Source organism: Saprospiraceae bacterium (assembly GCA_016713025.1).
Lineage (GTDB): Bacteria > Bacteroidota > Bacteroidia > Chitinophagales > Saprospiraceae > OLB9.
Genome location: JADJPZ010000001.1, coordinates 16,012 through 41,991, shown reverse-complemented (window position 1 = coordinate 41,991; position 25,980 = coordinate 16,012). Strand labels below are relative to the sequence as shown.

24 protein-coding genes and 4 pseudogenes are annotated in these 25,980 nt (G+C 37.4%); 7 read left to right on the top strand and 21 right to left on the bottom strand.

The window, feature by feature from the left end; all coding sequences use genetic code 11:
- Positions 1-299: 299 nt before the first annotated feature.
- The 3 genes from IPK35_00220 to IPK35_00210 form a co-directional block, all read right to left on the bottom strand.
- The gene (locus IPK35_00220) at positions 300-575 is read right to left on the bottom strand and encodes a hypothetical protein (GenBank protein ID MBK8051725.1); all 276 of its coding nucleotides are present in this window, start codon (positions 573-575) and stop codon (positions 300-302) included.
- Between the two features lie 392 nt (positions 576-967).
- The gene (locus IPK35_00215) at positions 968-1,240 is read right to left on the bottom strand and encodes a hypothetical protein (GenBank protein ID MBK8051724.1); all 273 of its coding nucleotides are present in this window, start codon (positions 1,238-1,240) and stop codon (positions 968-970) included.
- A 996-nt stretch (positions 1,241-2,236) separates the two neighbouring features.
- On the bottom strand, positions 2,237-2,473 hold the full coding sequence (locus tag IPK35_00210) for a hypothetical protein (GenBank protein ID MBK8051723.1): 237 nt from the start codon (positions 2,471-2,473) through the stop codon (positions 2,237-2,239).
- A gap of 738 nt (positions 2,474-3,211) precedes the next feature.
- On the opposite strand from IPK35_00210, the gene IPK35_00205 reads away from it, so the two are divergent.
- Entirely contained in the window at positions 3,212-3,583 is a 372-nt protein-coding gene (locus IPK35_00205) for a TlpA family protein disulfide reductase (GenBank protein ID MBK8051722.1), read from the top strand.
- Positions 3,584-3,802: 219 nt separating this feature from the next.
- Here IPK35_00205 and IPK35_00200 read toward each other — a convergent pair whose 3' ends face one another.
- A complete protein-coding gene (locus IPK35_00200) occupies positions 3,803-3,964 on the bottom strand; it encodes a hypothetical protein (GenBank protein ID MBK8051721.1) in 162 nt (53 codons plus the stop codon).
- Between the two features lie 55 nt (positions 3,965-4,019).
- A pseudogene (locus IPK35_00195) lies at positions 4,020-5,048 on the bottom strand (DEAD/DEAH box helicase).
- A 552-nt stretch (positions 5,049-5,600) separates the two neighbouring features.
- Between IPK35_00195 and IPK35_00190 the strand changes: the two are divergent.
- Positions 5,601-6,750, top strand: a pseudogene (locus IPK35_00190) (glycerate kinase).
- A gap of 584 nt (positions 6,751-7,334) precedes the next feature.
- On the opposite strand, the gene IPK35_00185 reads toward IPK35_00190, so the two are convergent.
- The 16 genes and pseudogenes from IPK35_00185 to IPK35_00110 form a co-directional block, all read right to left on the bottom strand.
- Positions 7,335-7,487, bottom strand: coding sequence for a hypothetical protein (locus IPK35_00185; protein MBK8051720.1), 153 nt, complete (start codon positions 7,485-7,487; stop codon positions 7,335-7,337).
- Between the two features lie 16 nt (positions 7,488-7,503).
- Positions 7,504-8,247 carry an alpha/beta hydrolase gene (locus tag IPK35_00180; GenBank protein MBK8051719.1) on the bottom strand — a complete coding sequence of 248 codons (744 nt, stop codon included), beginning with the start codon at positions 8,245-8,247 and terminating at the stop codon, positions 7,504-7,506.
- 9 nt (positions 8,248-8,256) lie between these two features.
- A pseudogene (locus tag IPK35_00175) lies at positions 8,257-11,447 on the bottom strand (glycosyl hydrolase).
- 301 nt (positions 11,448-11,748) lie between these two features.
- Positions 11,749-13,312: pseudogene (locus IPK35_00170) on the bottom strand (type I restriction-modification system subunit M).
- A complete protein-coding gene (locus tag IPK35_00165) occupies positions 13,313-14,125 on the bottom strand; it encodes a KilA-N domain-containing protein (GenBank protein ID MBK8051718.1) in 813 nt (270 codons plus the stop codon). It lies immediately after the preceding pseudogene.
- Between the two features lie 126 nt (positions 14,126-14,251).
- Positions 14,252-14,458, bottom strand: coding sequence for a hypothetical protein (locus tag IPK35_00160; protein MBK8051717.1), 207 nt, complete (start codon positions 14,456-14,458; stop codon positions 14,252-14,254).
- Positions 14,448-15,470 carry a virulence RhuM family protein gene (locus IPK35_00155; GenBank protein ID MBK8051716.1) on the bottom strand — a complete coding sequence of 341 codons (1,023 nt, stop codon included), beginning with the start codon at positions 15,468-15,470 and terminating at the stop codon, positions 14,448-14,450. Before IPK35_00155 ends, IPK35_00160 begins: the two co-directional genes overlap by 11 nt.
- Positions 15,471-15,584: 114 nt before the next feature.
- Positions 15,585-16,136: an IS3 family transposase gene (locus IPK35_00150; protein ID MBK8051715.1), complete on the bottom strand. Its 552-nt coding sequence runs from the start codon at positions 16,134-16,136 to the stop codon at positions 15,585-15,587.
- Positions 16,130-16,579, bottom strand: coding sequence for a DDE-type integrase/transposase/recombinase (locus IPK35_00145; protein ID MBK8051714.1), 450 nt, complete (start codon positions 16,577-16,579; stop codon positions 16,130-16,132). The genes IPK35_00150 and IPK35_00145 overlap by 7 nt, the downstream gene beginning before the upstream one ends.
- Positions 16,549-16,713: a hypothetical protein gene (locus tag IPK35_00140; GenBank protein MBK8051713.1), complete on the bottom strand. Its 165-nt coding sequence runs from the start codon at positions 16,711-16,713 to the stop codon at positions 16,549-16,551. The genes IPK35_00145 and IPK35_00140 overlap by 31 nt, the downstream gene beginning before the upstream one ends.
- A gap of 35 nt (positions 16,714-16,748) precedes the next feature.
- Positions 16,749-17,099, bottom strand: coding sequence for a transposase (locus tag IPK35_00135; protein MBK8051712.1), 351 nt, complete (start codon positions 17,097-17,099; stop codon positions 16,749-16,751).
- 86 nt (positions 17,100-17,185) lie between these two features.
- Positions 17,186-17,758, bottom strand: a complete 573-nt coding sequence (locus IPK35_00130) for a restriction endonuclease subunit S (GenBank protein MBK8051711.1) — start codon at positions 17,756-17,758, stop codon at positions 17,186-17,188.
- Positions 17,743-18,168, bottom strand: a complete 426-nt coding sequence (locus tag IPK35_00125) for a restriction endonuclease subunit S (GenBank protein MBK8051710.1) — start codon at positions 18,166-18,168, stop codon at positions 17,743-17,745. The genes IPK35_00130 and IPK35_00125 overlap by 16 nt, the downstream gene beginning before the upstream one ends.
- Positions 18,159-18,527, bottom strand: coding sequence for a hypothetical protein (locus tag IPK35_00120; GenBank protein MBK8051709.1), 369 nt, complete (start codon positions 18,525-18,527; stop codon positions 18,159-18,161). The genes IPK35_00125 and IPK35_00120 overlap by 10 nt, the downstream gene beginning before the upstream one ends.
- Before the next feature lie 4 nt (positions 18,528-18,531).
- Positions 18,532-21,558 carry a type I restriction endonuclease subunit R gene (locus IPK35_00115; protein MBK8051708.1) on the bottom strand — a complete coding sequence of 1,009 codons (3,027 nt, stop codon included), beginning with the start codon at positions 21,556-21,558 and terminating at the stop codon, positions 18,532-18,534.
- Positions 21,558-21,746 (bottom strand): helix-turn-helix transcriptional regulator, encoded by a 189-nt coding sequence (locus IPK35_00110; GenBank protein ID MBK8051707.1) that lies wholly within the window; start codon positions 21,744-21,746, stop codon positions 21,558-21,560. Before IPK35_00110 ends, IPK35_00115 begins: the two co-directional genes overlap by 1 nt.
- A 502-nt stretch (positions 21,747-22,248) precedes the next feature.
- Between IPK35_00110 and IPK35_00105 the strand changes: the two genes are divergently transcribed.
- Genes IPK35_00105 through IPK35_00085 form a run of 5 tightly spaced genes read left to right on the top strand, consistent with a single transcriptional unit; the run spans position 22,249 to position 25,944 of the window.
- On the top strand, positions 22,249-23,349 hold the full coding sequence (locus IPK35_00105) for a hypothetical protein (protein ID MBK8051706.1): 1,101 nt from the start codon (positions 22,249-22,251) through the stop codon (positions 23,347-23,349).
- A gap of 40 nt (positions 23,350-23,389) precedes the next feature.
- On the top strand, positions 23,390-23,971 hold the full coding sequence (locus IPK35_00100; GenBank protein MBK8051705.1) for a tRNA-(ms[2]io[6]A)-hydroxylase: 582 nt from the start codon (positions 23,390-23,392) through the stop codon (positions 23,969-23,971).
- Between the two features lie 50 nt (positions 23,972-24,021).
- Complete coding sequence (locus IPK35_00095) at positions 24,022-24,393, top strand: hypothetical protein (GenBank protein ID MBK8051704.1); 372 nt, start codon at positions 24,022-24,024, stop codon at positions 24,391-24,393.
- Between the two features lie 7 nt (positions 24,394-24,400).
- A complete protein-coding gene (locus IPK35_00090; protein MBK8051703.1) occupies positions 24,401-25,033 on the top strand; it encodes a peptidylprolyl isomerase in 633 nt (210 codons plus the stop codon).
- A gap of 20 nt (positions 25,034-25,053) precedes the next feature.
- Positions 25,054-25,944, top strand: coding sequence for a peptidylprolyl isomerase (locus IPK35_00085; protein ID MBK8051702.1), 891 nt, complete (start codon positions 25,054-25,056; stop codon positions 25,942-25,944).
- Positions 25,945-25,980: the final 36 nt, after the last annotated feature.

Below are 25,980 nucleotides of genomic sequence, written 5' to 3'. Positions count from 1 at the left end.
AAACTTCGTCAATTGGTAAGTTACAATGTCCAGTTATCAAGTTGAATCAATGGTTTTGTGCCATCAAGAAGTGTAACTTTAAAGTTTTTAGCTGCTGCCAAAGCTGGTCTATTTAATATTGCCGCCTTTAGTACCTACTGCATAAAACTTCTGATTTCGTGCCATCCACGGCACCTTCGAGGTTTGCTACAGACCCGTCACAAGTGATGTGCCCCAAGCAGTTATAGAATTATTTGTTGCTTCATCAGACGCAGGAATTGGATTCAGCGAAGTAAAGGTGGTAATCCGATGGGTTTTATTTATAGCCCAAACATCTTACAAAGCTCATTACCTACTTCCATCTCCAGCCAAGTTGTAACTGCAGAAGCTTCAACAGCAACATTATTTTTGATTATATAGCAATGCAGCAAAATATCCCAAAATTCCAGGCATCGCCGCATCCTGTGCCATATGGCCGATCGAGCGCATGCTATAAAAGTGCCTGACTTGGTCAATTCATCTACCAAAACTAACAACCGCCGCATAAGCATCATTGTATCCTGAAACTTTCGGACTCTGAATTTCTTTGTTGACATAATCAGGTTTGTTTGGAAAAGGGATTCTCTAGCATAAACATACCTGCAACAGCAACAAGTAACAACTCAGTAAGGTACTTCGGGATTGATTCCTTTAGTACCTAAGAAAGAGTGCTTCTAATGTTTCGGCGCCTTTCCTGTCATGTAATTGAAGTTTTTCGCTTGAGCCGGAATTTACTATGTGTTCATGTAGTTTTTTTTGCAGAATCAATGGACCTTGGCTTGGTGGGTGAATCATATTTGTTGATTTTGGGGTTAAGAAAAGTTTACCATTAAATTGTACGCGGTGGATGGGGTTTTGATAAAAAGAATTTTGATTTAAGATCAAGCAAATTGTTAAAACTGGTTTGGGTCATAATAAGTAAATATTTTTTTGGATCATGCTTTCTTCCTTAGAAACTAAATGTAGCATTTACCTGGCCTCTTTGCATGCTTGGAACAAAATTGACATTGACATTGAACCAAGAAAATACCGCCCAGGTGCCAGGTTTTGCTGTTTCTCCAACTGATCCGCTTACGATGACGGGCACTGAATTTATTTCAGTGATAGTCATGGCGATGGTGTTATTGCTGATGCGCCAAGTTTGCCAAAAATCAAAAATCTTTTGAATACCTTGAATGTTTCGGCGTTGTTCATCTATTCCTTGAGGAAAAAGTTTCTGCATCAGGGTTAAAACTTCATAAAGTGGAGCATAATCACCTGATGCGAATACACTCCCCAAGCGCACTATTACAAAGTGTACAAAATGACATGTTACCTAGAATATGATCCCGTATCGTTATTGGTTTTTGTCTCTTCTTTGAGCTGTAAATGAGTGTTCATAATTTATTAATTTCGTTTAGAAAAGTTATGATAGCAGTTTATAATAAACAGAAAGTTGAGTGCAAAATTTAACATCATAGTTATTTAATTTACAATGCATTATAATTTAATTTTTATGGAAAATATTTTCTGTCACTATAAGCTACCTTAGTATGAAAATACTCAATCTAAAATTAGATATAATCACCTGATTTTCCAGCAATTCAGGTTAAAACATAAAATGTTAAAGGATAGCAAATCGTTAATCACTTATAAAAAAAATAGTTTACAGATAATGCTCTTCTGCAAATAACTACCAATGTATAAAAAAGAAGCAATTGAGCAAGTAAAAGCCTAGGAAAAGTTTCATACAGGTATATTAGGTTAAGAAAATTCATAATAGTAAAAACACCAGTTGCGACCTTGCGCCGCAAGAAGCACTGGTATTGATGCCTTGTACCAAAGTCAGGAGGCCATGACGGATTTTTATAGCCCGTCAAATTGATGGTAAAATGTAGTTACCTATTTACAACCATCCACTTGGGGCAGTTTTTACCCTCTGCTTCTTTCTAATAACACCATCATGATAAGGGCAAGAATGACTCTTTGTTCTTCCATTTCGAAATGGGAAGTGATTTAATGAAAACTTCTTACCCCAAAAAGATTGTTCTTTACTAAATACAGCCACCAATTCACCATTTGTATTGGTGATGTTGTATTGGGGTTGAAAAAGTATCCTGTAAAAATACCTAGAATCGGAACTTCAGAAAAGATACCATCCATGATTTTGACAAAAGCATTCTCTTCCCTATGATGAACTCTTTGTGATCAGCATCATCAAATACTTCGTAGGTGGCCTTCAGAGCGATCTGGCTCCTTTTCGCCCTATCCGTCCCATCTCATGGTTTTCCTTATCATACGTAATGTAGGATGCTGACCAATCAATCCATTGATTCGCTTTGATTTTGAAAATGACATTTCGCTGGCTTTCATCTTCAAATACGGAGATATCTTCTTTTAGTTTAAAAAGTTTTGTTTCACATAGGCCACATTTCTGCCGAATGTCTCTTACATAAAATTGCGGAGCAAGTGCCAATACTTTAATTCAAATTCTAATGGATAAGTCATATGTTTTGTTCGTATTGTGTTGTATTTGAAAATTCCTTTAACACTCTTATTAGAAGATCATCAAAGGTAATATATCAAGTATGATTTTCCAAATTTTATATTTATTCCTGAAGTATCTATAATGTCTAAATGGATAAAAATTATTTATTACCATCATTTGGGTAATTTTCACCAGCCATATATTAGTGAAATTGACATTTTAATAAAATCATCATATAAAAACAGTTGATGCTTAAAACACAAAGGGAGTAATAATTTTACATGAGAAAAACACCCTGATTTTGGTATAAAATAGTGGGTATAGTTCATATTATCTATTTTTCATATGGTATCATTTTGGCATAGTGTGATAAGACGACACGATAAAAGTTATCGAAATATAGAACTTAATAACCAATACCAAACTCAGATTTTTATGTTTTACAAAAGACGAAATTTGTTCCGGGATTCACGTTTTCTTTTTTGCCTTCTTGCTACTTAGCATTTTAATAGTCTTTATGGCTATGAGCTATAAGGCAATCTGAAGAATTCCGTACGCACCGTAGTTAGCCCGAACAAATTTGTTCGGGCTTTTTTTTGCATATCATCTTAAAATTAAGTTAATAAGGAACAATACAGACACTTTTTGCGTATTTATGTTACCTTTATTCATTCAACATAAAAAAATGAACCCTTTAAAATTCTTTTACCCACTGTATTTACATTTTTGACACTTGCATTCGGCAATCCGTTTCCGACAGTCAATATCAAATCTCTTGACGGAAAGCAGGTCAGTACAACAGATTATACTTCAAAAGGAAAGATCACTATCGTAAGCTTCTGGGCAACCTGGTGTACTCCATGCAAAAGAGAACTGGATGTACTCAATGAACTGTACAGCGAATGGGTGGAGAAATATGATATTCAATTATTGGCAATCACCATAGATGATGCAAGAGGACTTTCTAAGGTGCCATCCATGGTCAAGACCAAAGGTTGGGAGTTTACAGTCTTAGCTGATTCAAACAGGAGTTGCAGCAAGCACTCAACTTCCAGACTATCCCCCAGACTTTCCTGCTCAACGATAAAGGTGAAATAGTGTATGCCCATAATGGCTATAATCCTGGTGATGAGCTGGAACTCGAAAAGAAGATTGCGGATTTGAAAGGTAAATAAACTATCAGTTCTGCTTAGGAATTTTGATGAAATATCATCATTTCAAAACAGGAAATCATCACACATTTAGATGAATTTGTGGTATATTAAATGATCTTTTATCCACATAACTTTGCTGCATTCTTTGGAGAAAGAGAATGGTTTACAGCTTTCTTTTAGACTTTTTCACTCCATATCTTTTATTAGGCGACATTTTTAGTTCTGTGATGATATCCTTGAGGTTGAGTGTTTTTTCTGATGAAAGATCTACGACTTCTTTATAGTCTTCATGGAGGATAGTGGACACTTTTATTTTAGTACCCATATACTCCTCTATGTGCTTAAGCAGGTCTTTTCTGACTCATCGCAGAAAGAATATGCTATACCCGCTTCCTGCCTCTACCTGTACGTCCTACTCTGTGTACATAGCTTTCAGGAGTGCTCCGGTAGGTCATAATTGACAACAAAATCCACATCCGGAATATCTATACCTCTTGCGCTGACATCTGTGGCTATCAGGAGTTTTACTGTACCGTTCTTAAACATGTTGAGTACAGATAGCCTGTCTGCCTGTTCTTGCCCGCCATGCATATATTCAGATGCAATATGAACGCGATGCATCGCTGCTTTTACCCTTTCGCACCTTTACCTTTGTCCTTACAAAAACCAGAATTTTGGCTTCCGGTTGCTCGTTAACAAGCCTTTCAAGAAAAAACGTTTATCATCCATATTGACAAACATCACGGAGTGGTCTACATTTTTTGAAACTGGATCTTTGGGGGGAAATCTGAATCCGAATAGGATTTTTACGAGTGAATAGGCAAGATCCTTAATTTGATCATCAATAGTGGCTGAAAAAAGAGAGTTTGCCTTTTTACAGGTAGATGACGGATCAAATCTCTGATATCTTTGATAAAACCAAGGTCAAGCATATGGTCAGCTTCATCCAGCACCAGGATTTCGACACGATTGAGCTTGATAAACCCCTGACTTGCCGGATCAAACATTCTACCGGGAGTGGTCACCAGGATATCAATTCCTTTTTCCAACCTGGCTATTTGCGGGCCTTGTTCGACTCCGCCAAATACCGAAAATATGTTGACTCTGGTGTTCTTTCCTAAGATATTGAAAACCTCAGCTATCTGTATTGCCAACTCGCGAGTTGGAACCATAACAACACATTTGATACCATCCTCCCTTTTGGTATTTACCTTGCTATGCAGTATATGTAAGATAGGTATAGCAAAAGCAGCAGTTTTTCCTGTCCCGGTCTGTGCGATAGCCAGTAAGTCTTCTCCTTTCAGAATATTGGGTATACATTTAAACTGAATGTCGGTGGGCTTTTTAAAACCGAGCTTCTCGAGACTATTTTTTATCTCATTCACAAAATGGTAGTTAGAAAACTTCATTAAGATTTTTCTTGATGAAGGCAAAGATAATGAATATCGTGGAATTACTTATCATCAAAATATGGTAGTGTGTATAACATATTGCACTTTGTGAAAAATTAACTTGCTACATTTGCCTATACTTACCCCCAACCCCTAAAGTGGAGACCAGCACTAATATTGAAAGCATTGGCGTGGGTCGTCTCAAGCGTAGCTTGACAGGCTCTTTAGGGAATGAGGGAAGGGAGGAATTTAAGTATTTGTGCAATTTCAATTTGTTATACACACAATATGGTAGGTGTGTATAACAAATTGGTACGTTTTTAAAAGAACCAGAAATAAACTAAGAGTACTCTGAAATTTTAAAATGATTCTCCCTACCCGACTGCCAACGAAGTGAAGTCAGGTTGTACTTTGATCTTGCACACCATATAGGCAAATGCACTGATAGAATTCATAAGATGTTTAGGTAATATTTGTACTTTTGGGCAGAATAGACGCCCAAAATATAGTAGTAAGCTGCTGAGAATTTATTTTTCAATTCTCAACAAATAAAAGTCAACATTGATAAAAATGAAAGTAATTATTGCACCCGATTCATTTAAAGGAAGTTTAACTGCCATTAAGGTGGCTAAATCCATTGAAAAGGGAATAAAAAAGTGGATGCAAATATTGAAACTGTTATAGTTCCAATGGCCGACGGTGGCGAAGGGACAGTTCAATCGCTTATCGCAATGTCTGAAGGTGTGATGGTTGGAAGTGATGGTTCATGATCCTTTATCACGCCCGTTTAACTCATTTTATGGCATTATGGGCGATGGTAAAACGGCGGTTATCGAAATGGCTGCTGCCAGCGGACTTGAATTATTAAAAAATGATGAGAGAAATGTATTAAATACAAGTACTTTTGGTACAGGCGAACTTATAAAACATGCCCTTGACAGGGGTTGTACAGAGATCATTATAGGTTTAGGTGGTAGTGCCACCAACGATGGAGGAACTGGTATGGCTCAAGCACTTGGTGTCCGGTTTTTGGATGAAAAAGGCAAAGAACAAAATATGTGCGGCGCTGAACTTATCAATATTCACTCTGTGGATATGTCGGGTCTTGATACAAGAGTAAAAGGTTTAAATATTATAGCTGCCTGCGATGTGGACAATCCATTGTGTGGTATAAATGGAGCATCAAACGTATATGGACGACAAAAAGGGCATCCGATGCTGATGTTCAAACCTTGAATAAAGGTCTGATACATTTTTCCGACCTAATGAAATCTTATACCGGATTGGATTTTAGTGAGTATCCGGGTGCCGGTGCAGCAGGTGGACTGGGTTATGGAGTTATGTGCTTTTTTGGGAGCTAAGCTCGAAAGTGGCATTGAAATTATTATGCGGGAAACCAAGTTTGCCGATACAGTCGTGGGTGCCGATTTGGTGTTTACAGGTGAAGGTAGAATTGATTCTCAAACTGCGTTTGGAAAAAACCCCGTTCGGAGTAGCACAAGTAGCAAAACAAAACAATATACCCGTAATTGCAATTGCCGGCAGCTTGGGGATAGGTTATCAGGAGCTTTATAACAACGGATTCGACGGCATCTTTTCGATTATTGATAAACCAACAACCCTTGACGATGCCATCACCAATGCTGAAGAATTAATAGAAAATATTGCTGAGTCCATTATTCGAATCATCATTGCTGCTCCGAAAACAATAATTTTATGATAAACAACCATTTTTTACACTATCTCATGCCTAATCAGAAGGTTGACCTAAAAAAATGTACTTGATTATCAATGCAGTAGAAATCAATATGATTTATTTTACTTCATCCTAAGCTTTTGGGAGTGGATTCACAATTCTTTTTATATCACTCCACAAAATGCTCTCAATTTTATAAAACGCCAAGAACAAAACCTCAACAACATTTAATACAAGCGCTCTGTCCAGATAATAAGCTAACCTCGTAGGAGTTAATGAATGTATTGAAAACATAGCCTTATTTCTAGAATTCGAACTCCAACGTGTTTAAATTAAAATGGGAGTAATTTTTCTAAGATCAAGAAGAAGAGCGTACAGAAATCGTCGCAAACGATTTTAGCTTTGAACTGTGGGCTCCGTACCACAGCTTAAACTGAATGATATAAATGTTCTATGGACCGCGAGTATTTTTAACGCAGATATTCGGAAAAAGAACCACATTTAATTAAGTTCTTTTATCTAGTCAGAGCATTAGAGCTACACTACTCTCTAAGTTGCTAAAATAAAGGTGAGCATTCAATAGGTTTGGCAAAAAATAATTTTACACTCTATCTCTCATCACTGCTCAAAAAAGTATCAATCAGGGTATTGTAGTGATCCGCATCATTCAGATATGGAAAGTGGCCTTTATTGATTAAGGTAATAACTTTTGCCTGTGGATAGGTTGCTTTAAGCTGATCACGCAATGTTTTACTGACCAATGGATCATTATCTGACTCAATGATCTGAATGGGTATAGTTTTGTGGATATTTTGATATAAAAGTATCGACAACACAGTAATACCTGCTTAAGAAATCTCCTTTTTTCACCTGACTTCCAAGCAATTCGTTCAAAAACGCATTGACTACCATAGAGTTTTCTGCTGCGGGGACAACTTCTGCATTGTACTTCTTCCGTATAGAATGAATTACAAACCACTCAGGCATGTACGTCATGATCTGCATCAGGGTTTCATTTTTTTCTTTATTTTCTGTATTGGGTGGGAAGGTATTCCCCAATGAGACCATCAAAACACGATCCGGATGAAAAGTGGTAATATATTGTGCCAGATATCCTCCCAAAGAGCTGCCAACTATGACCACTTTTCTTACATTTTCTCTATCAAGTATGGACAGTACACATTTTGATAAATCTTTCAGATTATTAACTCTCGGATATGTCAGGCTTAAGGTGGTATATTTTTGCTTGAAGTGATCCATCTGTTGCCACCAGGTGTCATATGATCCACCCATGCCATGTAAAAACAGGATGCATGTATCGCCCGTTCCTTCCTTTTGGTAAGTGATAGTCATACCATTTACATCAGCTGTTTTTGTGGGTCTGGCTCTGAATTTTTGCAGAGATAGGCTTACATCGTCTTCCCTCTGATAAATCTCAGAAAAAGAATATTTTGTAGACGGATAAAAATATATTCCGACCATGAAAATCAATACACCGACCAAGACTGCTTTTTTTATCATCGGACTATTTTATTTTTCCCATACAGCACCCACTCCTGCTTCCCAAAGCTGTTGGTTAAACATCGGCAGGCTTTTGCCCAGAAATTCATTTGCTCTTGATTTTAATGCCTCCCATTCGCTATCGAGTTCCTTTTTGCGGTCCAGTGTTGGTTGGTTTATTCGGGGCAAATCGCTTTCGGTATGATTCAGCATAAAAGATAATTGGCAGTAAATTTATTAGGAAAGTTTTCCACATCATCATAGGCCTTGGATTTACGCTGCACCATATCCTCATCCCATGCTTTCATTTTAGTCACTAATGCATTTCCTGTAGTGGCGACATTAATAAATTTTGATCTTTGTTGAGAATATCAAGCATCTTCTCTATCTGGAGTCTTTTATTATTCAGAGTATTGGTCATCTGATGCATGATCCTTACTTCATTTTCCATCTTGGTCATGAGGCGGTCATATTCCAGATAGGTTGCCGGATCGATAGCGTAAAGCGGATTGGGTGTTATTTGTAATGAAGTACTTTTTGACATCTGGCCGTATTTCAGGACGACAGAATAAGTACCGGGAATGGCCTTGTGACCTCTGAAACTGCTCTCAATATACACATAGGGTACACCCGGAATGGTGGCATGTCTCAGGTTCCATACAAACCTGTTCAGACCTTTATTCTTTGGAAGTACTGGCTCTGCTTGGGGTCCGCCATCATATTGCAAAAAAGTTGAATCCGCCCTGGAAGAAAAGCTTCTGACATTATTGCCCTGACTGTCAAGAATTTCTATTGTGATATGTTCATCTGGTTTTAATTCCGGCAAATGATAATACAAAACCGCACCTGTCGCAGGATTGACTCCTCTGGATGGATTGGTTCCGTCAAACTCAGGATTGTTGCCATCCAGCTCACTATACCCATTGACCAGCATAGAAGGTGCAGGTTGGAACAAAGTCAAACTTGTTGTGTCTGCCTTGTATTGGTTTAATAAAAATAAGTCATCAAGTATCCAGAATGATCTCCCTGAAGTAGCAGCAATAAGATTCCCTTGATGTACTTTTAAATCTGTTATAGGAGTTACAGGCAGATTTAGCTGGAATGAAGACCATTCTTTACCTCCATTCCAGGAAATAAATATTCCAGTCTCTGTGCCTGCAAAAAGCAAATTTTTACGGGTTTCATCTTCACGGACTACTCTTGTAAAAGCATTTTTTGGTATTCCATTGTTGATATTTGTCCATGTTTTGCCGTAATCATTGGTCCTGTATATGCCTGGAGTATGATCATTAAACTTATATCTGGTAGTGGCTATATAAGCTACAGCCGGGTCATGCGGTGATACTTCTATGGCGTTTATAAGACATTCCTGCAATCCTGATGGTGTCACATTTTGCCAGGTTTTTCCGCCATCCTTCGTAAGATAAACCAATCCATCATCACTGCCTGTCCATATGACACCTTTTTCATGTGGCGATTCGAGTACATAACTCAGCGTACCGTAGTTTTCTGCACCAACTGCTTCATTGGTGTATGGTCCCCCTCCTTTTCCTTGTTTTTCTTTTTCATTTCTTGTGAGATCCTGAGAGACTTCAGTCCATGATTTACCCATATCGCGGGTACGAAGTAAAAATTGAGACCCGTGATAATATGTGTCGGGTTCATGTTTAGACCAGATTATCGGAGCATTCCAGTTAAATCTATACTTCATGTCTTTAGTTTCGCGCCAGATATTGGATAGGAGCAGCCATGATATTGGTTCCTGCTTTTGCTTTAGTATCCAGTACTTCTATGGTGCCGAGGTAACTGCCGCCCAAAACGTAACGTGGATCGTCGGGATTGAATGCCAGAAAGGCACTCTCACCACCTGCAGACACTGACCAACTCTTATGAGTGATACCACCACTACTCAGCTCACTGCTTGATATCACCATGGAAGTATTATCCTGCTGACCAGCATAAATCCTGTAAGGAAACTGATTGTCCACATTAATCCTGTATAATTGAGCTGTCGGCATATTGTTTTGCAGTGACCATGATTTACCAAAATTAAAACTTACAGAAGCACCGCCATCATCAGCAATGATCATATTCTTGGGGTTATCAGGATTGATCCATAAATCATGATAATCACCGTGAGGCCCGTCAAGATTGGCCCAGGTCTTTCCGCCGTCTATAGATCTTAAGGCGGGTGCACTCAGAACATATACCGTGTTTTCAGCTTTTGGATCCACAAATAGCTCAATATAGTACCAGGCTCTTTGTATTAATCGATTGTCAGAAGATACCCTGAACCATGATTTGCCACCATTTTCAGATAAAAACAAACCTCCAAGTCCCTTCTCAGAATCACTCTCTATCAATGCATACACTTTGTCGGAATTGGATCGACAGACTGCAATAGCCATTTTTCCAAGCTCAGCAGGTAATCCTTCATGAATTTTACTCCATGTGATGCCACCATCTTGAGATTTATATAATCCGCTACCTGGTCCGCCACTGATGACCTTCCATGGAAGCCGCCCATGTTCCCACATAGCTGCATATAGTATCAATGGGTTATTCATATCCATGGACAATTCGACACATCCTGTTTTTTCATCATTGTATAGTACATTTTGCCAGGTCAATCCTCCATCAGTAGATTTATAGATTCCCCTTTCTTTTGATGGTCCATAAAGTGCACCTTGTGCCGCTACAAATAGGATGTCAGGATTTTTGGGATGTATGACTACTCTGGAAATATGTTGCGTTTTTTCAAGACCTATGTGTTTCCATGTTTTGCCAGCATCTGTTGACTTGTACATCCCGTCTCCATGATGGGTCATCACACCTCGTACAGCATGTTCGCCCATTCCCACATATATGATATTGGGGTCACTTTCTGCCACCGCAACAGCTCCGACAGAACCGGTCTTAAAATAGCCGTCAGATATATTTCTCCAATTGAGTCCCATATCTTCAGTTTTCCAGAGTCCGCCACCGGTAGTACCCATATAGTATGTAGTAATATCGCCCCTGACTCCTGAAGTGGCCACTGACCTTCCACCCCTGAATGGTCCAATACTCCGCCACTTCATGGGTTTAAAGTACGTATTCAGATCCTGAGTAATTGCTACGGGAACACTACTGCTCACCGTATTTTTTTCTTTTGATTTTTGACTGAATACCATCAATGGTGAAATCAAAATTATCAGAATGAAATAATATATTTTTGTCATCTTGAATTGGTTTATTATTTTTTGTTGCTTTCGAGAGTGTGTTTTATCAATTATCTAAGCCAAGGGATTTCCCATCAATCAAGAAAATCCTAAAATCTTTGTAAAAATCTAAATCTAACAAACTTCAAGGCACAATGATAAAATAATAAAATTAATTTGCCACTATTTGGGGATGATCAATTTGTGTGTATAACAAATTGCACAATTACTAATTTCTTGATTATAAATGTTATTTTGGCTTTCTTTCTAAAAACGGCACGCAGTCTGCATGATGTTATGAAAATGGCGTATAGCGTTGGCATTAAATAGGTTTCAGTCCTAATTCTTTTAAATATTCATTGTGCTTGTCTGTGTTTGCTTTTATGCTTTCATTTATTGAAGTCAGTTTATCATTTACATCTTTCAAGTCAATTTGCACTTCATCTTCTGATGTGCTGACATACCTTGAAATATTCAGGTTGTAGCCGTTCTTTTCAATTTCGTCCATTGAAACTCTACGGGCATATCTTTCAATATGGTCTGGTCGGTATTGGTATGTCTCAACGATTTTTCGAATATCGTTTGGCTCTCCGTTTTCTCCCACTCTTAACGTGTTTTGTCGTTTGCCTTGTTTGTAATGTTCTGATGCATTGATAAATAAAACATCATCGTGTTTTTTGCATTTCTTTAAAACCAAAATTGAAACTGGAATACCTGTCGAGTAGAATAAGTTTGAAGGCAAACCAATGACGGTGTCAATATGATTGTCTTGTAACAATTTTTTTCGAATTCTTTCTTCTGCTCCACCACGGAATAAAACTCCGTGTGGTAAAATAATCGCCATTGTACCCTCTTTGCCTAAAAAGTGAAAACCTTGTAATAGAAAAGCAAAATCGGCAGCTGATTTAGGTGCTAAACCATAACTTTTGAAACGGAAATCTTCTGCTAAGGTGTCATTGGGTTCCCAACGCAAACTAAAAGGCGGATTGGCTACAATAGCATCAAACTCTGTCTTTTTGCTTGGGTTCATTTCGTTAAGCAATGACCAACTATTTTCCAAAGTGTCTCCGTGGAATATTTCAAACTCGGTGTCTTTCATACCGTGCAAAAGCATATTCATTCGGGCAAGGTTGTAAGTGGTTATGTTTTTTTCTTGACCGTAAATTTTGCCCACACTACCGCCACTATCTTTGATTCGCTTTCTTACATTGAGCAACAACGAACCTGAACCACAAGCCATATCTAACACTTTGTCTAACTTCTTTTTCTTACCTGTCTTTGGCTCTTGACTGTCTAAGGTTACGATTTCAGAAAGTATGGTTGAAATTTGTTGTGGTGTATAAAATTCCCCTGCTTTTTTGCCTGAACCTGCTGCAAATTCGCCTATCAAATATTCATAAGCATCGCCAAGCGTATCAGAGTCGGCAGAAAATTCAGCAATGCCTTCTGCAATTTTTTGAATGATGGTACAAAGTTTTTTGTTCCGTTCCGCTGATGTTTTCCCCAATTTTTCAGAATTCAAATTGATTTCAGAAAACAAGCTCTGGATTCTGTGTGCGAGCCATTTCGCTGATATTGCTCCACAAGTGGTCTGGTTCTATAACATAATGCACTTTTCTACGCATCTGTTGCTCAAAGTCCACTACTTCATCTTTATTGGATGCATACCATACAGAAAGTGGGGTTTTCTTATCCGTTTCAGGTAGGTTGGGATAGTCCTTGCCCAATTCTTTCTTTGCCGCTTCTTCGTAGTTGTAGCTCAAATACCTAAGAAAAAGAAACGAAAGCATATAATCACGAAAATCATCTGCATTCATTGCACCTCTCAAATCGTCTGCAATATTCCAAAGGGTTTTACCCAGTTGTTGCTGGTCTTTATTTGTCATCTATTTTAATAATTTTCTATTTTCAACATCCATCAGCACTTTCATTTGCTGAATAGCTATTTGATTCAATTTAATGAGTCTTTCTTTTTGTGAAATTTTTTCCTGAATAAAAACAGCATCCAGGTTTTCCATATTAGCCAAGCAAATCAATTCGTTAATTGTGGCATAATCACGCATATTTCCTTTTAAACCAGGGTTGTCTTCTCGCCATTGCTTGGCTGTTATTCCAAACATTGCCACATTCAATACATCCGCTTCTGAAGCGTAAACTATAGCTGTCTGGGCAGGTGTGAGTGCTGCTGGTATCAGATTTTGCTTAATGGCATCCGTATGAATGTGGTAATTGAGCTTTGTCAATTCTCGTTTAGCAGACCAACCCAACTGCTTTTGTTCTTCCTCTTTTAGGCGTTGAAATTCGTTAATTAAATAAATTTGAAATTCAGGGCTTAGCCACATTGCAAAATGAAAAGCAATATCCTTATGAGCATACGTACCACCATATCTGCCTGCTTTTACCAATAAACCAGCTGCTTTTGTTCTTTCAACCCATTGCCCCACAGACATAATAAATCGGTTTATTCCAGCCTCTTGCTCAATTACCCCGAATTCAGGGTAATTAAAATTAGGATTGTTTAATTTTTCCCAAATGCCTAAATACTCAAGCGTATTTTTGTTCGTTATCCATTTGCCAATTAAACTGCTTCCTTCCTTAAAGCCAACTGTCATATCTGTCAGTGATAAATAATCTAAATCGTTTTGTACCACTACAGTGATTGCTGTACCTTTTACATGTATACTGTTCTTTGTTGCCATATTTTTACCCTACTTTTGTTAATCCATTGTTTTCGTTGGGTTTAAAGTGGACGATTTCCACCCCATTAAAATTGTCTGATTTATGTCCTTTCTTATATCTATCATATTCATCATTTAATCACAAAATCACGGCTCAGACATTTTTGGAAACAAGCCCTGCATCAATCCCTTTTTGTGCCACTTCAATTGTTCTATCTTTTCGGCTTGTGCGGTGATGAGCGCATCTAACGAAGGCATATAATCACGGAAATCATCCGCATTCATTGCACCTCGCAAGTTGTCAGCGATAGCCCAAAGGGTTTTGCCCAGTTGTTGTTGGTCTTTATTTGTCATTCTTCTTTTGCTTTATTTGCTTTAATTTTTTGTCAAAATCAGAAACAATTTTTTGGGTCTTATTAAATTGGTCGTATGCTTCACCTGCTTTTTCAATGGCTTTAGTATGCGAAATCTTGCCTTTTCCGTCCATGGTCTTGAACTCGTTGAAATTCAAGAATTTATCTACGCTATTTGCCAAAGTTTCCATCGTGAAGGTGTTTTCTCTTTCTATCAGGTTTTCTATGTAATCAAAATAACCAGTAACGGTGCGCTCTAATTGTTTAATTTCCTTTTCCTGTAAGTAATTTTTGGCTATAGCTGTATCTGATTTAAGAATTCTACCGTCTGGGGCATTTTTCCAAGTGGTTAAACCCATATTTTCTTTGGTAGCATCGGCATTTTTAAAAATGATTTCAGCTGCAGTTTGACCTGTAATGGCGAAATGGAATTTGTTTTGCACCATTGCGTAGAAGTTTTTAGTTATTTCTGCATTCGGGTCATAATCAATGCTGCATTCTGCAAAAATATCGGTGATTTGCTGGTAAATTCTGCGTTCGCTGGCTCTGATGGAACGTACCCGCTCTAATAGCTCTCTAAAATAATCCTTGCCAAAAACAGTTTCACCTTGCTTCAATCGATTATCATCTAGCACAAAACCTTTGATAATGAATTCTTTGAGTGTTTTGGTTGCCCAAATTCTGAATTGGGTGGCTTTAGAAGAGTTCACCCGATAACCTACTGAGATGATGGCATCTAAATTATACATTTTTTGCTTTCGAGATACTTCCCTATTGCCTTCTAATTGAACTTGTAAAAAATCCTTACAAGTTGCTGCCTCATTTAACTCACCACTTTCAAAAATATTTTTTAAGTGAATGGTTATATTTTGTGTAGTGGTGTCAAACAAAACACTCATAGCCCTTTGGGTAAGCCAAATAGTTTCATCTTGCAATAAAACGCTGAGCTTCACTTCACCAGCTGGTGTGGTATATAGAATAAAATTGCTTGTATTTGAAGGTAAATTTTCCATCTCGTAATGTTAATTCGTATTTATTTTCGGAAACACCCCCTGCATCAAGCCCATTGTCTGAACCTTGATTTTTTTGATTTTAAGATTAACTTGATTTCTTATCACTTTGAGCTCTCATGATTTTCGTTGACAACAATGTTGTAACTTATAACAACATGTGGAAAACGTAAAGTTAAGAAATAAATAATAATACTGTACCTTTGTTTTGACGATTATGTGAAGCGGACTAAGGCTCTGCTGGGGAGCAACCTTGGAAGGAATATCATAATTACTCAAAGTGGAACGTAAGGTTCGGTCGAGGAGCACATTTAAAATGCTCCTTGACTTTTTATAACCTACATTCCAATTTAGGGAATCATGCCTTAAAAACCCCATGTCCCGCTTAGCTGTCAAAATCATATAATACTTTTTAGGTCTTTCGTCAGGATGCAACTTTGCCACTAATTGTTCAAATTGTACAGGGCTTAGCTGTCCTAATTGTTCGATGGCTCTTTGGTGATTATTGATATAAATCAATTCCTGGCACGCTTGCTCTAGCTCTTTGAAGGTGCGTATACTCCAAGGTTTGAGGTACATATTTTTAACAATGGAATTTAAATTTTCGGCACTTCCATTTTCCAAACAATTTTCAGCTCTGCTAATTAGCATCCCTGCATCTGTCAACATTTTTTATAAGCTGTTGAGTTGTATTGAGAGCCATTGTCAGAATGATGGATACATCCCTGTAAATTTATATCTTTACGCAACATAAATACTTGTTCCAGGCACTGTATGGCGATGGAAGCTTCCATAGTTAAAGACGGTATCAGTCCTAGTACCCTTTGCGAATAAATATCCTTTAACGTGAATATGTAACTGCACTGACCATCAATATTATAATACGTAATATCACCAGCAATGAGTTGATTCACATTATCCAATATGAGCCCATTGATCAGGTTGGGATAATCGCCTTTACCTTTTCCGTCACTTGTCTTTACTATTCTTGTTCTACCAGGCTTGATGGTCAAACCTGAAGTACTCATGAGTTGTTCAAACCTATTGACTCCCAGTCCAAGGTCAATGCCACCAACATTTTTTATACTATAATACAATGCACGGCTTCCCATACGTGGATGTTTGATCCTCCATTCCTCACTATGGGGATAATTTGCTCATATTGCATTGTTTGTCTATCATCCCGCCTCCACTGCTGATGCACGGCTTGTCTGCTCAGCCCTAATTCTCTATACACTGATTGCATACTGTACGACTTTTTATTGCTATGAAGACGGGTGATTACTTTTTTAAAAATTTTTTCTCAATATCCTCTTTGTAATGCTCTTTGGCCATTTCGATAAGTGTCTCATAATAATCAATTCTGATCTGTTGCTTGCCTAAGATCCGCTCAAGATTAGACTTCTCTTTCTGCAATTCCAAAACTTTCAGATAATCGCTGTCCGTCTCAATGACTATCTTATCCGGTGGACTGACCTTTCCATACTTTTTGACCCATTGGTAAACAGCCGCATAACTCACATCAAATTGGGCAGCAACTGATCCAGTGGTCATTTTGCCACTTTCTATTAAGTCTACTTTTTGCTTCTTAAAGCTCTCTGAGAATACTTTTCTCGTTCTTTTTGTACTCATATTTGCAAATTTGTGAAAAGTTTTCCACATTTTTGCTGTCAACGTATTTCATGAGACCACACTTCCATATTCGTAATTCGTAATTTTTAACTCGCAATTATTTTCGGAAACAAGCCCTGCATCAAACCCTTTTTATGCAACTTCAATTGATCTATTTTCTCTGCTTGTGCAGTGATGAGTGCATCTAAGGATGATAGACAGGTAGCTATTTTTTGTTGTTCTTTGAGTGATGGAACTATAACGGTTAAATTTCTTATAACACCTAGAGCAATAAATTTCAATATACCTCCAGCATTTACTTTTTCGAATTGTGATAAAATGTAATTGCTTTTAAGTTGGTGTAAAAGAAATTCCTGATTTAGTTTACCGATACTTTTAATTAAAGCAACATTTTTTATTGCAAAACCATCATTTTTAACAATCACAGGATTTCCAATTGTCCCAATCATTCCGAATAGAATATCATCAATATCTACTTTAGAACGTTTATTTATTTGATTGTAGTCATCTTCTGATAAATAGCTCACATTGTCAAAATCAATCATTCCATTTATAAGAAGGTTCTTAGAAGTAATCATTGGATACCCTTTTGAAGCATATTTAGGACTATCGTGTGTGCCGTCTCGAACATCACAAATTTCTCCTAATATTTCTTCCACCCACTCCCCATCTCCTCAAACTCCTTAAACCGAACCTTTGGAACATTGTCTGAACCTTGATTTTTTTGATTTTGGGATGTCAGGATTTTTTTGGTTTTATTTTTAATCTCATCATCATTCATCCTATTATCCTTTAATCCAGTAAATCCTGATTCAGACATTTGCGGGAATAAGTTTTGCATCAAGCCTTTTTTGTGGTCTTTGAGTAAATCCAACTTTTGGCTGTGGGCAGCTATCACTTCATCTAAGGATGAAAGACAGGATGCGATTTTTTGTTGTTCTGGCTTGTTATAGACTATTGGTAATTGACAAGTAATGATTTGACTTGGATAAATATGTTTTACGGTTGTTCCAGAAACTAGCTTGATAATTTCCTTCTTGGAATGATTAAGTAAATAGCTTATAAAAATTGAATAAAGGTTTTCTTTGGTCTAAGAATATTCATATCTCCACCCAAAACAACATTATCAAGCATTATTGCGGAAGCTTTTGCTAAGCCATCAGGTGTTACATCAGAACTAGGCATTAAAACATCTCCAACCTCACTTTTGAATCCTTCACTTTTATTTGTTTTTGAATATATGTTAGTAATTACTTCGTTGTACTTTGTGAATAACTCACCATAATGAATACACGGATGAGAACCATTTTCATCCATATCAGCTTTTGAAAATGTGCCACCTCTATAGACATCACACATATCAGACAATAAATTGATTTCCCAATTTTCAGAAAACTCAGGAAACCTCAACTCTGGTATTATTTTCATATCATTACTCATAAGCTGCTAATCCTGAAATTTCACGCCCTTGGGCCAATTTTTTTAATTGGGGTACTAAGTCTGCCATCAATGCCAGTTCTTTGTCCCTGCGTTCTTTCCAACTCAGGTCTAAAGGTTCTAACAGGTCGGTGAGTTTTTCTCCGTCAAAAATCATACGGCTCATTATTTTTTCTACAAAGTTTTTCAAGTCAGCCGTTTGCAAACCGTGTTGGTGGGCAATGGCAGCCAGTTCTTTGTTGTATTTGTCGTCTTTAAAAGTGTCGTACCCTTTGCGTAGCGTTTCAACATCTTGTCCGCTATTCCAATCCAAACCATTGATGTATTCGGTTAAATCTTCTTGTTCGTCCATCAGGTTGGCATTTGAACTTAGCAAACTAATCACCTGTGCTTTGGTCATTTTTTGTTTGGCAGGTTTCTTTTGCGTACTGTCGGCAATCAGACTCATGATGTAATCGTAATCAATCACGGCAGAAGCAAACAACACAAACTCAAAATCCAATTGCTGAATTTCTGGCGGTGCTTGGTCGCCTTCTTTTTGTTGGCGTTTTTGAAATTGTTTGGCCGTTTCTATATAAGAACTTCTAAATTCTAAAAAAGAATCTTTGGGCAGAATTGCTTCTATTAACTGCTTTTGTTCTGGTTCTAAATCTGTAAATTGCTCTAAGGCCACTCTTTGGCGTTGCACTTCTTTAAAGTTTTGTATAAAAGCAATTTTTGCAGCATCACCTCTTACATTATATACTTCCTGTGGTTCACAGACAAGGCCATGTTCTTGCATAAATACACCCAAAGCTTCTACTGCTTTCTTGTATTTGTCTATCACCACAGGTGCAGGGTCAACCAACCAAATTTCATTGGCTTTTCCATGGTCTTCACCCGAAAACAATGCAATCGCTTGGTTTACGGCATCTTGTTGCGAACGAAAATCCAAAATATTGCCATAAGGTTTGGTATCGTTTAGCACACGGTTGGTGCGTGAAAACGCCTGAATCAATCCGTGGTATTTCAGATTTTTGTCCACATACAACGTGTTCAGGTATTTACTATCAAACCCTGTGAGCAACATATCCACTACTATGGTTATGTCAATCTTTTGGCTGTGGGGCAGTTCCTTGTTCGTCCATTTCTGGTCTTTGATACGGCTTTGCACATCCTGATAATATAAGTCGAACTCATTAAAACTGTGATTCGTTTTAAACTTAGCATTGTAGTCAGCAATAATACTTGTTAATACTTTCTTCTTTTCATCAGGATTTTGTTTGTTATCTTCTCTTTCCTGAGCAAGATCTTCTTTCAGCTGCTTAACATCAGCCGCATTTTTTTGGCTTTGTTGGTCACCATCTTTTGCAATGAGTTGAGATGGTGGCGAAAAAACACAAGCAATGTTCAATGGAACATAATCAGGATTTTCGACCTGTTTCTTTTTTTGAATTTCTTTGAAAAGATTGTAATACTCTATGGCATTGTTGATAGAAGCCGTTGCCAATACAGCGTTAAAACGTCTTGAATTGGTAGCAGCATCGTGCTTCTCTAAAATGGCTTCCACTACAGCTTGTTGAGCAATTTGCTCGCCTGGCTTTGCTTGATGTGTTCCTTTGCCCTTGAAATAGTCAATATGAAAACGCAACACATTTCGGTCGTCAATGGCGTGGGTAATGGTGTAAGCGTGTAATTGCTTTTCAAAAATATCTTGCGTGGTTTTGTAAGATGCTTCTTCGCCTTCTCTTATTTGATACGTTGCGTTTTCGTCAAAGATGGGTGTTCCTGTAAAGCCAAATAACTGAGCATTTGGAAAAAATTCTTTAATAGCTTTGTGATTTTCACCAAACTGCGAACGGTGGCACTCATCAAAAATAAAAACCATTCGTTTATTTTTTAATGGTTCTAGGCGTTCCTTATAACCTGTCCTGAGCCCGGTCGAAGTGTTCTTTTTGTTGGTGCCATCCAAGGCCAATCCTAATTTTTGAATGGTTGTGACAATAACTTTGTCGGCATAATCGGTAGAAAGTAAACGCCTTACCAATGTTTCGGTATTAGTGTTTTCTTCCACACTTCCTTCCTGAAATTTATTGAACTCTTCACGGGTTTGTCGGTCAAGGTCTTTACGGTCAACCACAAACAAACATTTTTCTATATCGGTATTGTCTTTTAGTAAAGTTGATGCTTTGAAAGAAGTCAAAGTTTTACCGCTTCCTGTAGTATGCCAGATGTAGCCGTTGCCTCTATTGTCTTTGATGCAATCTACAATAGCCTTAACTGCATAAATCTGGTAGGGACGCATGACTAGCAATTTCTCTTCGCTCTCTACCAAAACCATATACTTGCTGATCATTTCACCAAGCGTACACTTGCTAAGAAACTTTTCAGCGAATAAATCAAGGTGTGTTATTTTTTTATTGCTTTCGTCTGCTAATTGATAAATCGGCAAAAACTGCTCATCGGCGTTAAAAGCAAAATGTTGATTCTTATTGTTGGCAAAATAGTAGGTATTGCTTCGGTTACTCACTATGAACAATTGCATAAAACACAGCAGAGAATTGCCATATCCATTGCCTTGTTCATTTTTGTAATCTACAATTTGCTGCATTGCTTTTCGTGGTGATATATCGAGTTTTTTCAACTCAATCTGCACCACGGGCAATCCATTGATCAGCAAAATGATATCAAATCTTTGATGACTGTTTTCAGTGTTGATGCGCAATTGGCTGATCACTTCAAAATCATTTTTACACCAGTCTTTGATATTTACTAATGTATAATGCAATGGTGTACCATCTTCTCGCTGAAAGTACTGTCTTTCACGTAATAACTTAGATGCCTTAAAAACATCTGGTTGAATTATTTCTTCTCTTAGTCTTAAAAATTCATTATCAGATAATCGCACACGATTAAGCGCTTCAAATTTTGTTTTGAAGTTTTGTTCAAGCGTTTTTCTATCAACTATGTCAGGGCGATGCGTGTATTTCAGCCCTTTTAGTTGCTCGATTAGATTTTCTTCTATTTGATTCTCTTTGCTCATTATTCTTCTTTCAATAAATCTTTGGCATTAATGTTCAGAATTTTTGCAATGCGGTACAAATCCTCAATGCTAGGTTGTCTCACGTTTCGGGCATACTCATTAATCGTGTTGTAACTTTTGTCCAACTGCTTAGCAAGCCAAGTTTGTGAGATACCTTTCTCTTTCAAAACATCTTTAATTCGGTTCATTTGTGCCTAATGAATTTTTAACAGGTCAAAGATAGCAAAATTACATTGTCCAATAATGTAAATTTCCACTATTGTGTGTATAACAAACTGCACAAATACTTAAATTCCCTCGCTACCCTCATTCCCTAAAGAGCCTGTCAAGCTACGCTTGAGACGACCCACGCCAATGCTTTCAATATTAGTGCTGCTCTCCCCTTTAGTTGGGAGTAAGTATAGGCAAATGTAGCAAGTTAATTTTTTTCACAAAAGTGCAATATGTTATACACACTCCACTATTTTGTCGTGGGTGGGAAGGGGCAAGCGCATTTGGTTTTTTGGTCAGAGCACTAGCCGATAACAGCTTGATTTATATATTCGGTGCTTTCGAGCCAAAGTTGATAAGTGATTGCCTTTTAAGAATTGGCGCACTCAAGGTTTTGAATAAATAATAGCCAAGTGCACCATAAAATTTTATAATTCATCACTGAATAATGTATATTTGCAACTTCAAAGTGTATGTTTTATGAAATACTTATTAATCGTAACTTTGTACGTATCCTTATACACAAATATGGAAGGTCAGAAACTCATGACTACTAAATCCGGTCAAAGTGTGTACATTATGTCCGATGGTACATGGAAATATTACCAATCTGAAGTTGCTGAAACATCGATCACAAGCAATGAATTACCTTACAAACCATTTATGACTCCTGAATTGATCGGGCAACTCAGATCTGTCATAAAAGCAATTGAATTAAAAGAAGTTTTGGCATTTATGGTCTTAGACTCACTCAATAAAGAGAAAGATCATAAAAAAATGAAAATTTCGCAGTCCAAAAGACTGAAGAATAAACTGGAGCAAAGACAATTTGAAAAAGAACTTAAAACGGTCGAAAAAGTTATCAAACTTGCTGAATCCAACTACAATTCGGCTTCCCTAAAAGTGGAAGAAGTCAAAAAACTAAGGTTACAAGAATATGAAAATTATCTTAAGAACATGAATATCATTACGAAGGAATTGAATATTCCAGAAGAATCAAATTTAATATTGCAGGCAGCAAATCCAGAGGTAAAGGCACCATCTCCTGAAGGTATTACTATTAAAAAATCAAAGCCAATTCCAGCGGATTGTATCATTAACAAAGACGTAACTGAAGGAAAAAACAGGACATTAGAGTTGAAAAAAGAATATCTATTTAGCTACACCCCTGAAAAATTGAAAAGCTATTTTAAGGACAAAGAGTTGATGGAAACGGATGTAGCAATTATTACAGAAAAAAATATAACCAAACTGAGATTATTTCAAAAACTAATTTCAAAAGATGCATCAAAAAATTATGGTCATATTCCATATGAAGCATTGATGCGAATCTCACTTATATCAGGTAAAAAAATTGACATTTATAGTCTTGAAACTTCATATGGAGAAGTAGAAAATTATACAGGTAGTGTGATCTATAAAACTGATTTTCTACTCAAAGACAGTGATGTAAAAGCACTCAGTGAAGTTCCTGTGGATACTATCGGCATTATGTGGACATCAGGTTTTGAGTCTTATGTGATCTACAATATAGATGTCATCATGAAGCAACTTTCTTGTATCAAACGAGTGATAAATTAAGGTATGTTTTAACTGAATATTTAATGCTTATTCGAAGATCATGCTTGGATTAAAATTAGCTACAGACCCTTATTGGGTAAATATTGCCGAAAAAAGTATAGATGAGATACTGACAGACCATGCCTATTGTGAGCAAAAGGCGGCATCTACTTGTATTTCCCTGATCATACAGTTTCCTGATCGTACCGAACTAGTGGAAGAAATCACGCCAATAGTCGCAGAAGAATGGGGTCATTTCAGAAAAGTACTGAAAGAACTTAAGTCGAGAGGGTATGCTTTCGGTAAAAACCGAATTGATAATTATGTGACGGAGCTCATGAAATTCCAACGTAAAGGAGGGAGAGAAGAAGACAGACTGATGGACAAGCTCCTCATTTCTGCAATGATTGAGGCGAGGAGTTGTGAACGATTCAGATTATTGTCATTACACATTTCTGATGATAAGCTAAAAGACTTTTACCATGAGTTTATGGTGTCGGAGGCGGGTCATTACAGGACATTTCTTGATTTGGCAAAAATGTATGCTCCTGAAGAGAAAGTCAAAAAAAGATGGCAGGAAATGGTGGAATTTGAAGCTGAAATCATGAAAAAAAGAGAATTAAGAGGAGACAGAATACATTGATACCTTATTCTTTCTTATATTTGCCGGCTTTTATAAAACATATTCAATTCATGGAATTTTGGGAAAGAGATTTTGAATTTTTAAGAGTCAGGACCATTGTAAAAAATGCCTTAAAAAAAGACACTTTACCAGATCTCCAGACGATATTGTTTCTCATCGGTGTACAGGAATTAGGCAGGATACCAAAATCAAAATTTACAAAAGAAGAAAAAAGGGATCTGATGCACATTGCAGTCTGTACCTTGCTGGAGAGTGAAGGTTATTTTGAATTTGAAGGCAGAGATCAGGACGGATGGCCTCATTGGAAAGAGAAGATGCCTTTTAGTCTTAAAGGTATCAATGAGCAGGAAGCTTATTTGGTTGGAAAGATCATTGAGTATTTTAATAATTATAATCATTTACATACTTTTACAGAAAACTAAATAAATTATGGTAAGGATATTTTTATTGATTTTCACAGTTATGACGATCATATCGTGTAAATCAGACACATCATATACAATAGAGACTGATTCGGGTAAGATTGGTATCAGGGTTTTCAAATCAACACCCAAACATCAGGAAAACTTCAGCAAACTGGTGAGTGAAGGATATTATGACGGTTTATTATTTCACAGAGTAATGAGTGGATTTATGATCCAGGGAGGTGATCCTGACTCAAAAAATGCATCACCGGGGCAACCACTTGGTTCTGGTGGTCCTGGATATACTATCCCGGCTGAGATAGCAATACCACACTTCAAAGGTATGATTTCTGCTGCAAGACAAGGTGATGCTGTCAATCCTCAGAAAGAGTCTTCGGGATCACAGTTTTTTATTGTCCATGGATCACCCGTTACCGATCAGGAACTGAATGTCATGGAAAAAACCAAGGGTTTTAAATATACACCGGCTCAACGTGAAAAATATAAAAAATTGGGTGGTACTCCTATGTTGGATGGAGATTATACAGTTTTCGGTGAGGTAGTCAATGGGCTTGATGTTGTGGACAAAATTGCTTCTGTAGACACAGATCATCAGGATCGTCCGCTCAAAGATGTAAAAATGAAGATTTATAAATAAATTGTTTTAAAACTACCCTTGTGTCAGAGTCATTCAAGTTATTTTTATTTTTTATTATTTTCACTTATTCCTGTAGTGGGCCTAAGGCCGCATTTACATTTGAAAAAAAATCGGACCTTGCTCCTTCTCAGGTCAAATTCATCAATCAATCATCAGACGCGGAAGAGTATTTATGGCATTTCGGAGACGGTACCTCTTCTGCATTGGCAAATCCGGTCAATAGATATATACATTCCGGAAGATATGAAGTAATACTTGAAGCTAAAAAAAATAAAAAGACCTCCAAAAAGATAACGGTTTTGCACGTATTTCCACCTCATGAATGTCTGGCAGAAATTCAGACTACCTCGGGCAGCATGGTCATAAAATTGTATAACGCCACTCACGAGCATAGGGACAATTTTATCAAATTGGCAGAAAGTGGATACTATGATGGGATACTATTTCATAGGGTGATCAAGGGCTTTATGGTACAGGCCGGAGATCCGGATTCAAAAAATGCAGAAGCAGGACAAAGATTAGGTGGCGGAGGGCCCGGATACACCGTCAAAGCTGAAATATCAGATAGCATCTTTCATATCAAAGGGGCAGTGGCAGCTGCCAGAATCGGCGACGAGATGAATCCTTCCAAATCATCTTCAGGATCGCAATTTTACATAGTCCAGGGAAGGCCCGTGCCGGAACAAGTACTTGATGGATATGAAGCACAAAAAAAAATAAAATATACTCCTTCAGCCAGAGACCTGATGATACAAAAAGGAGGCGCGCCTCAGTTGGATCGGGAATATACCGTTTTCGGTCAGGTGATTGATGGTTTTGAAATTATTGACAGTATTGCAGATGTCAAAACTGACCAAAATGACCGTCCTGTTAGCGATGTCAAAATCATAAAAATTAATATAATTAAGTAAATATATTGAATCACCGAACCATTTAAAAAAGTAAGA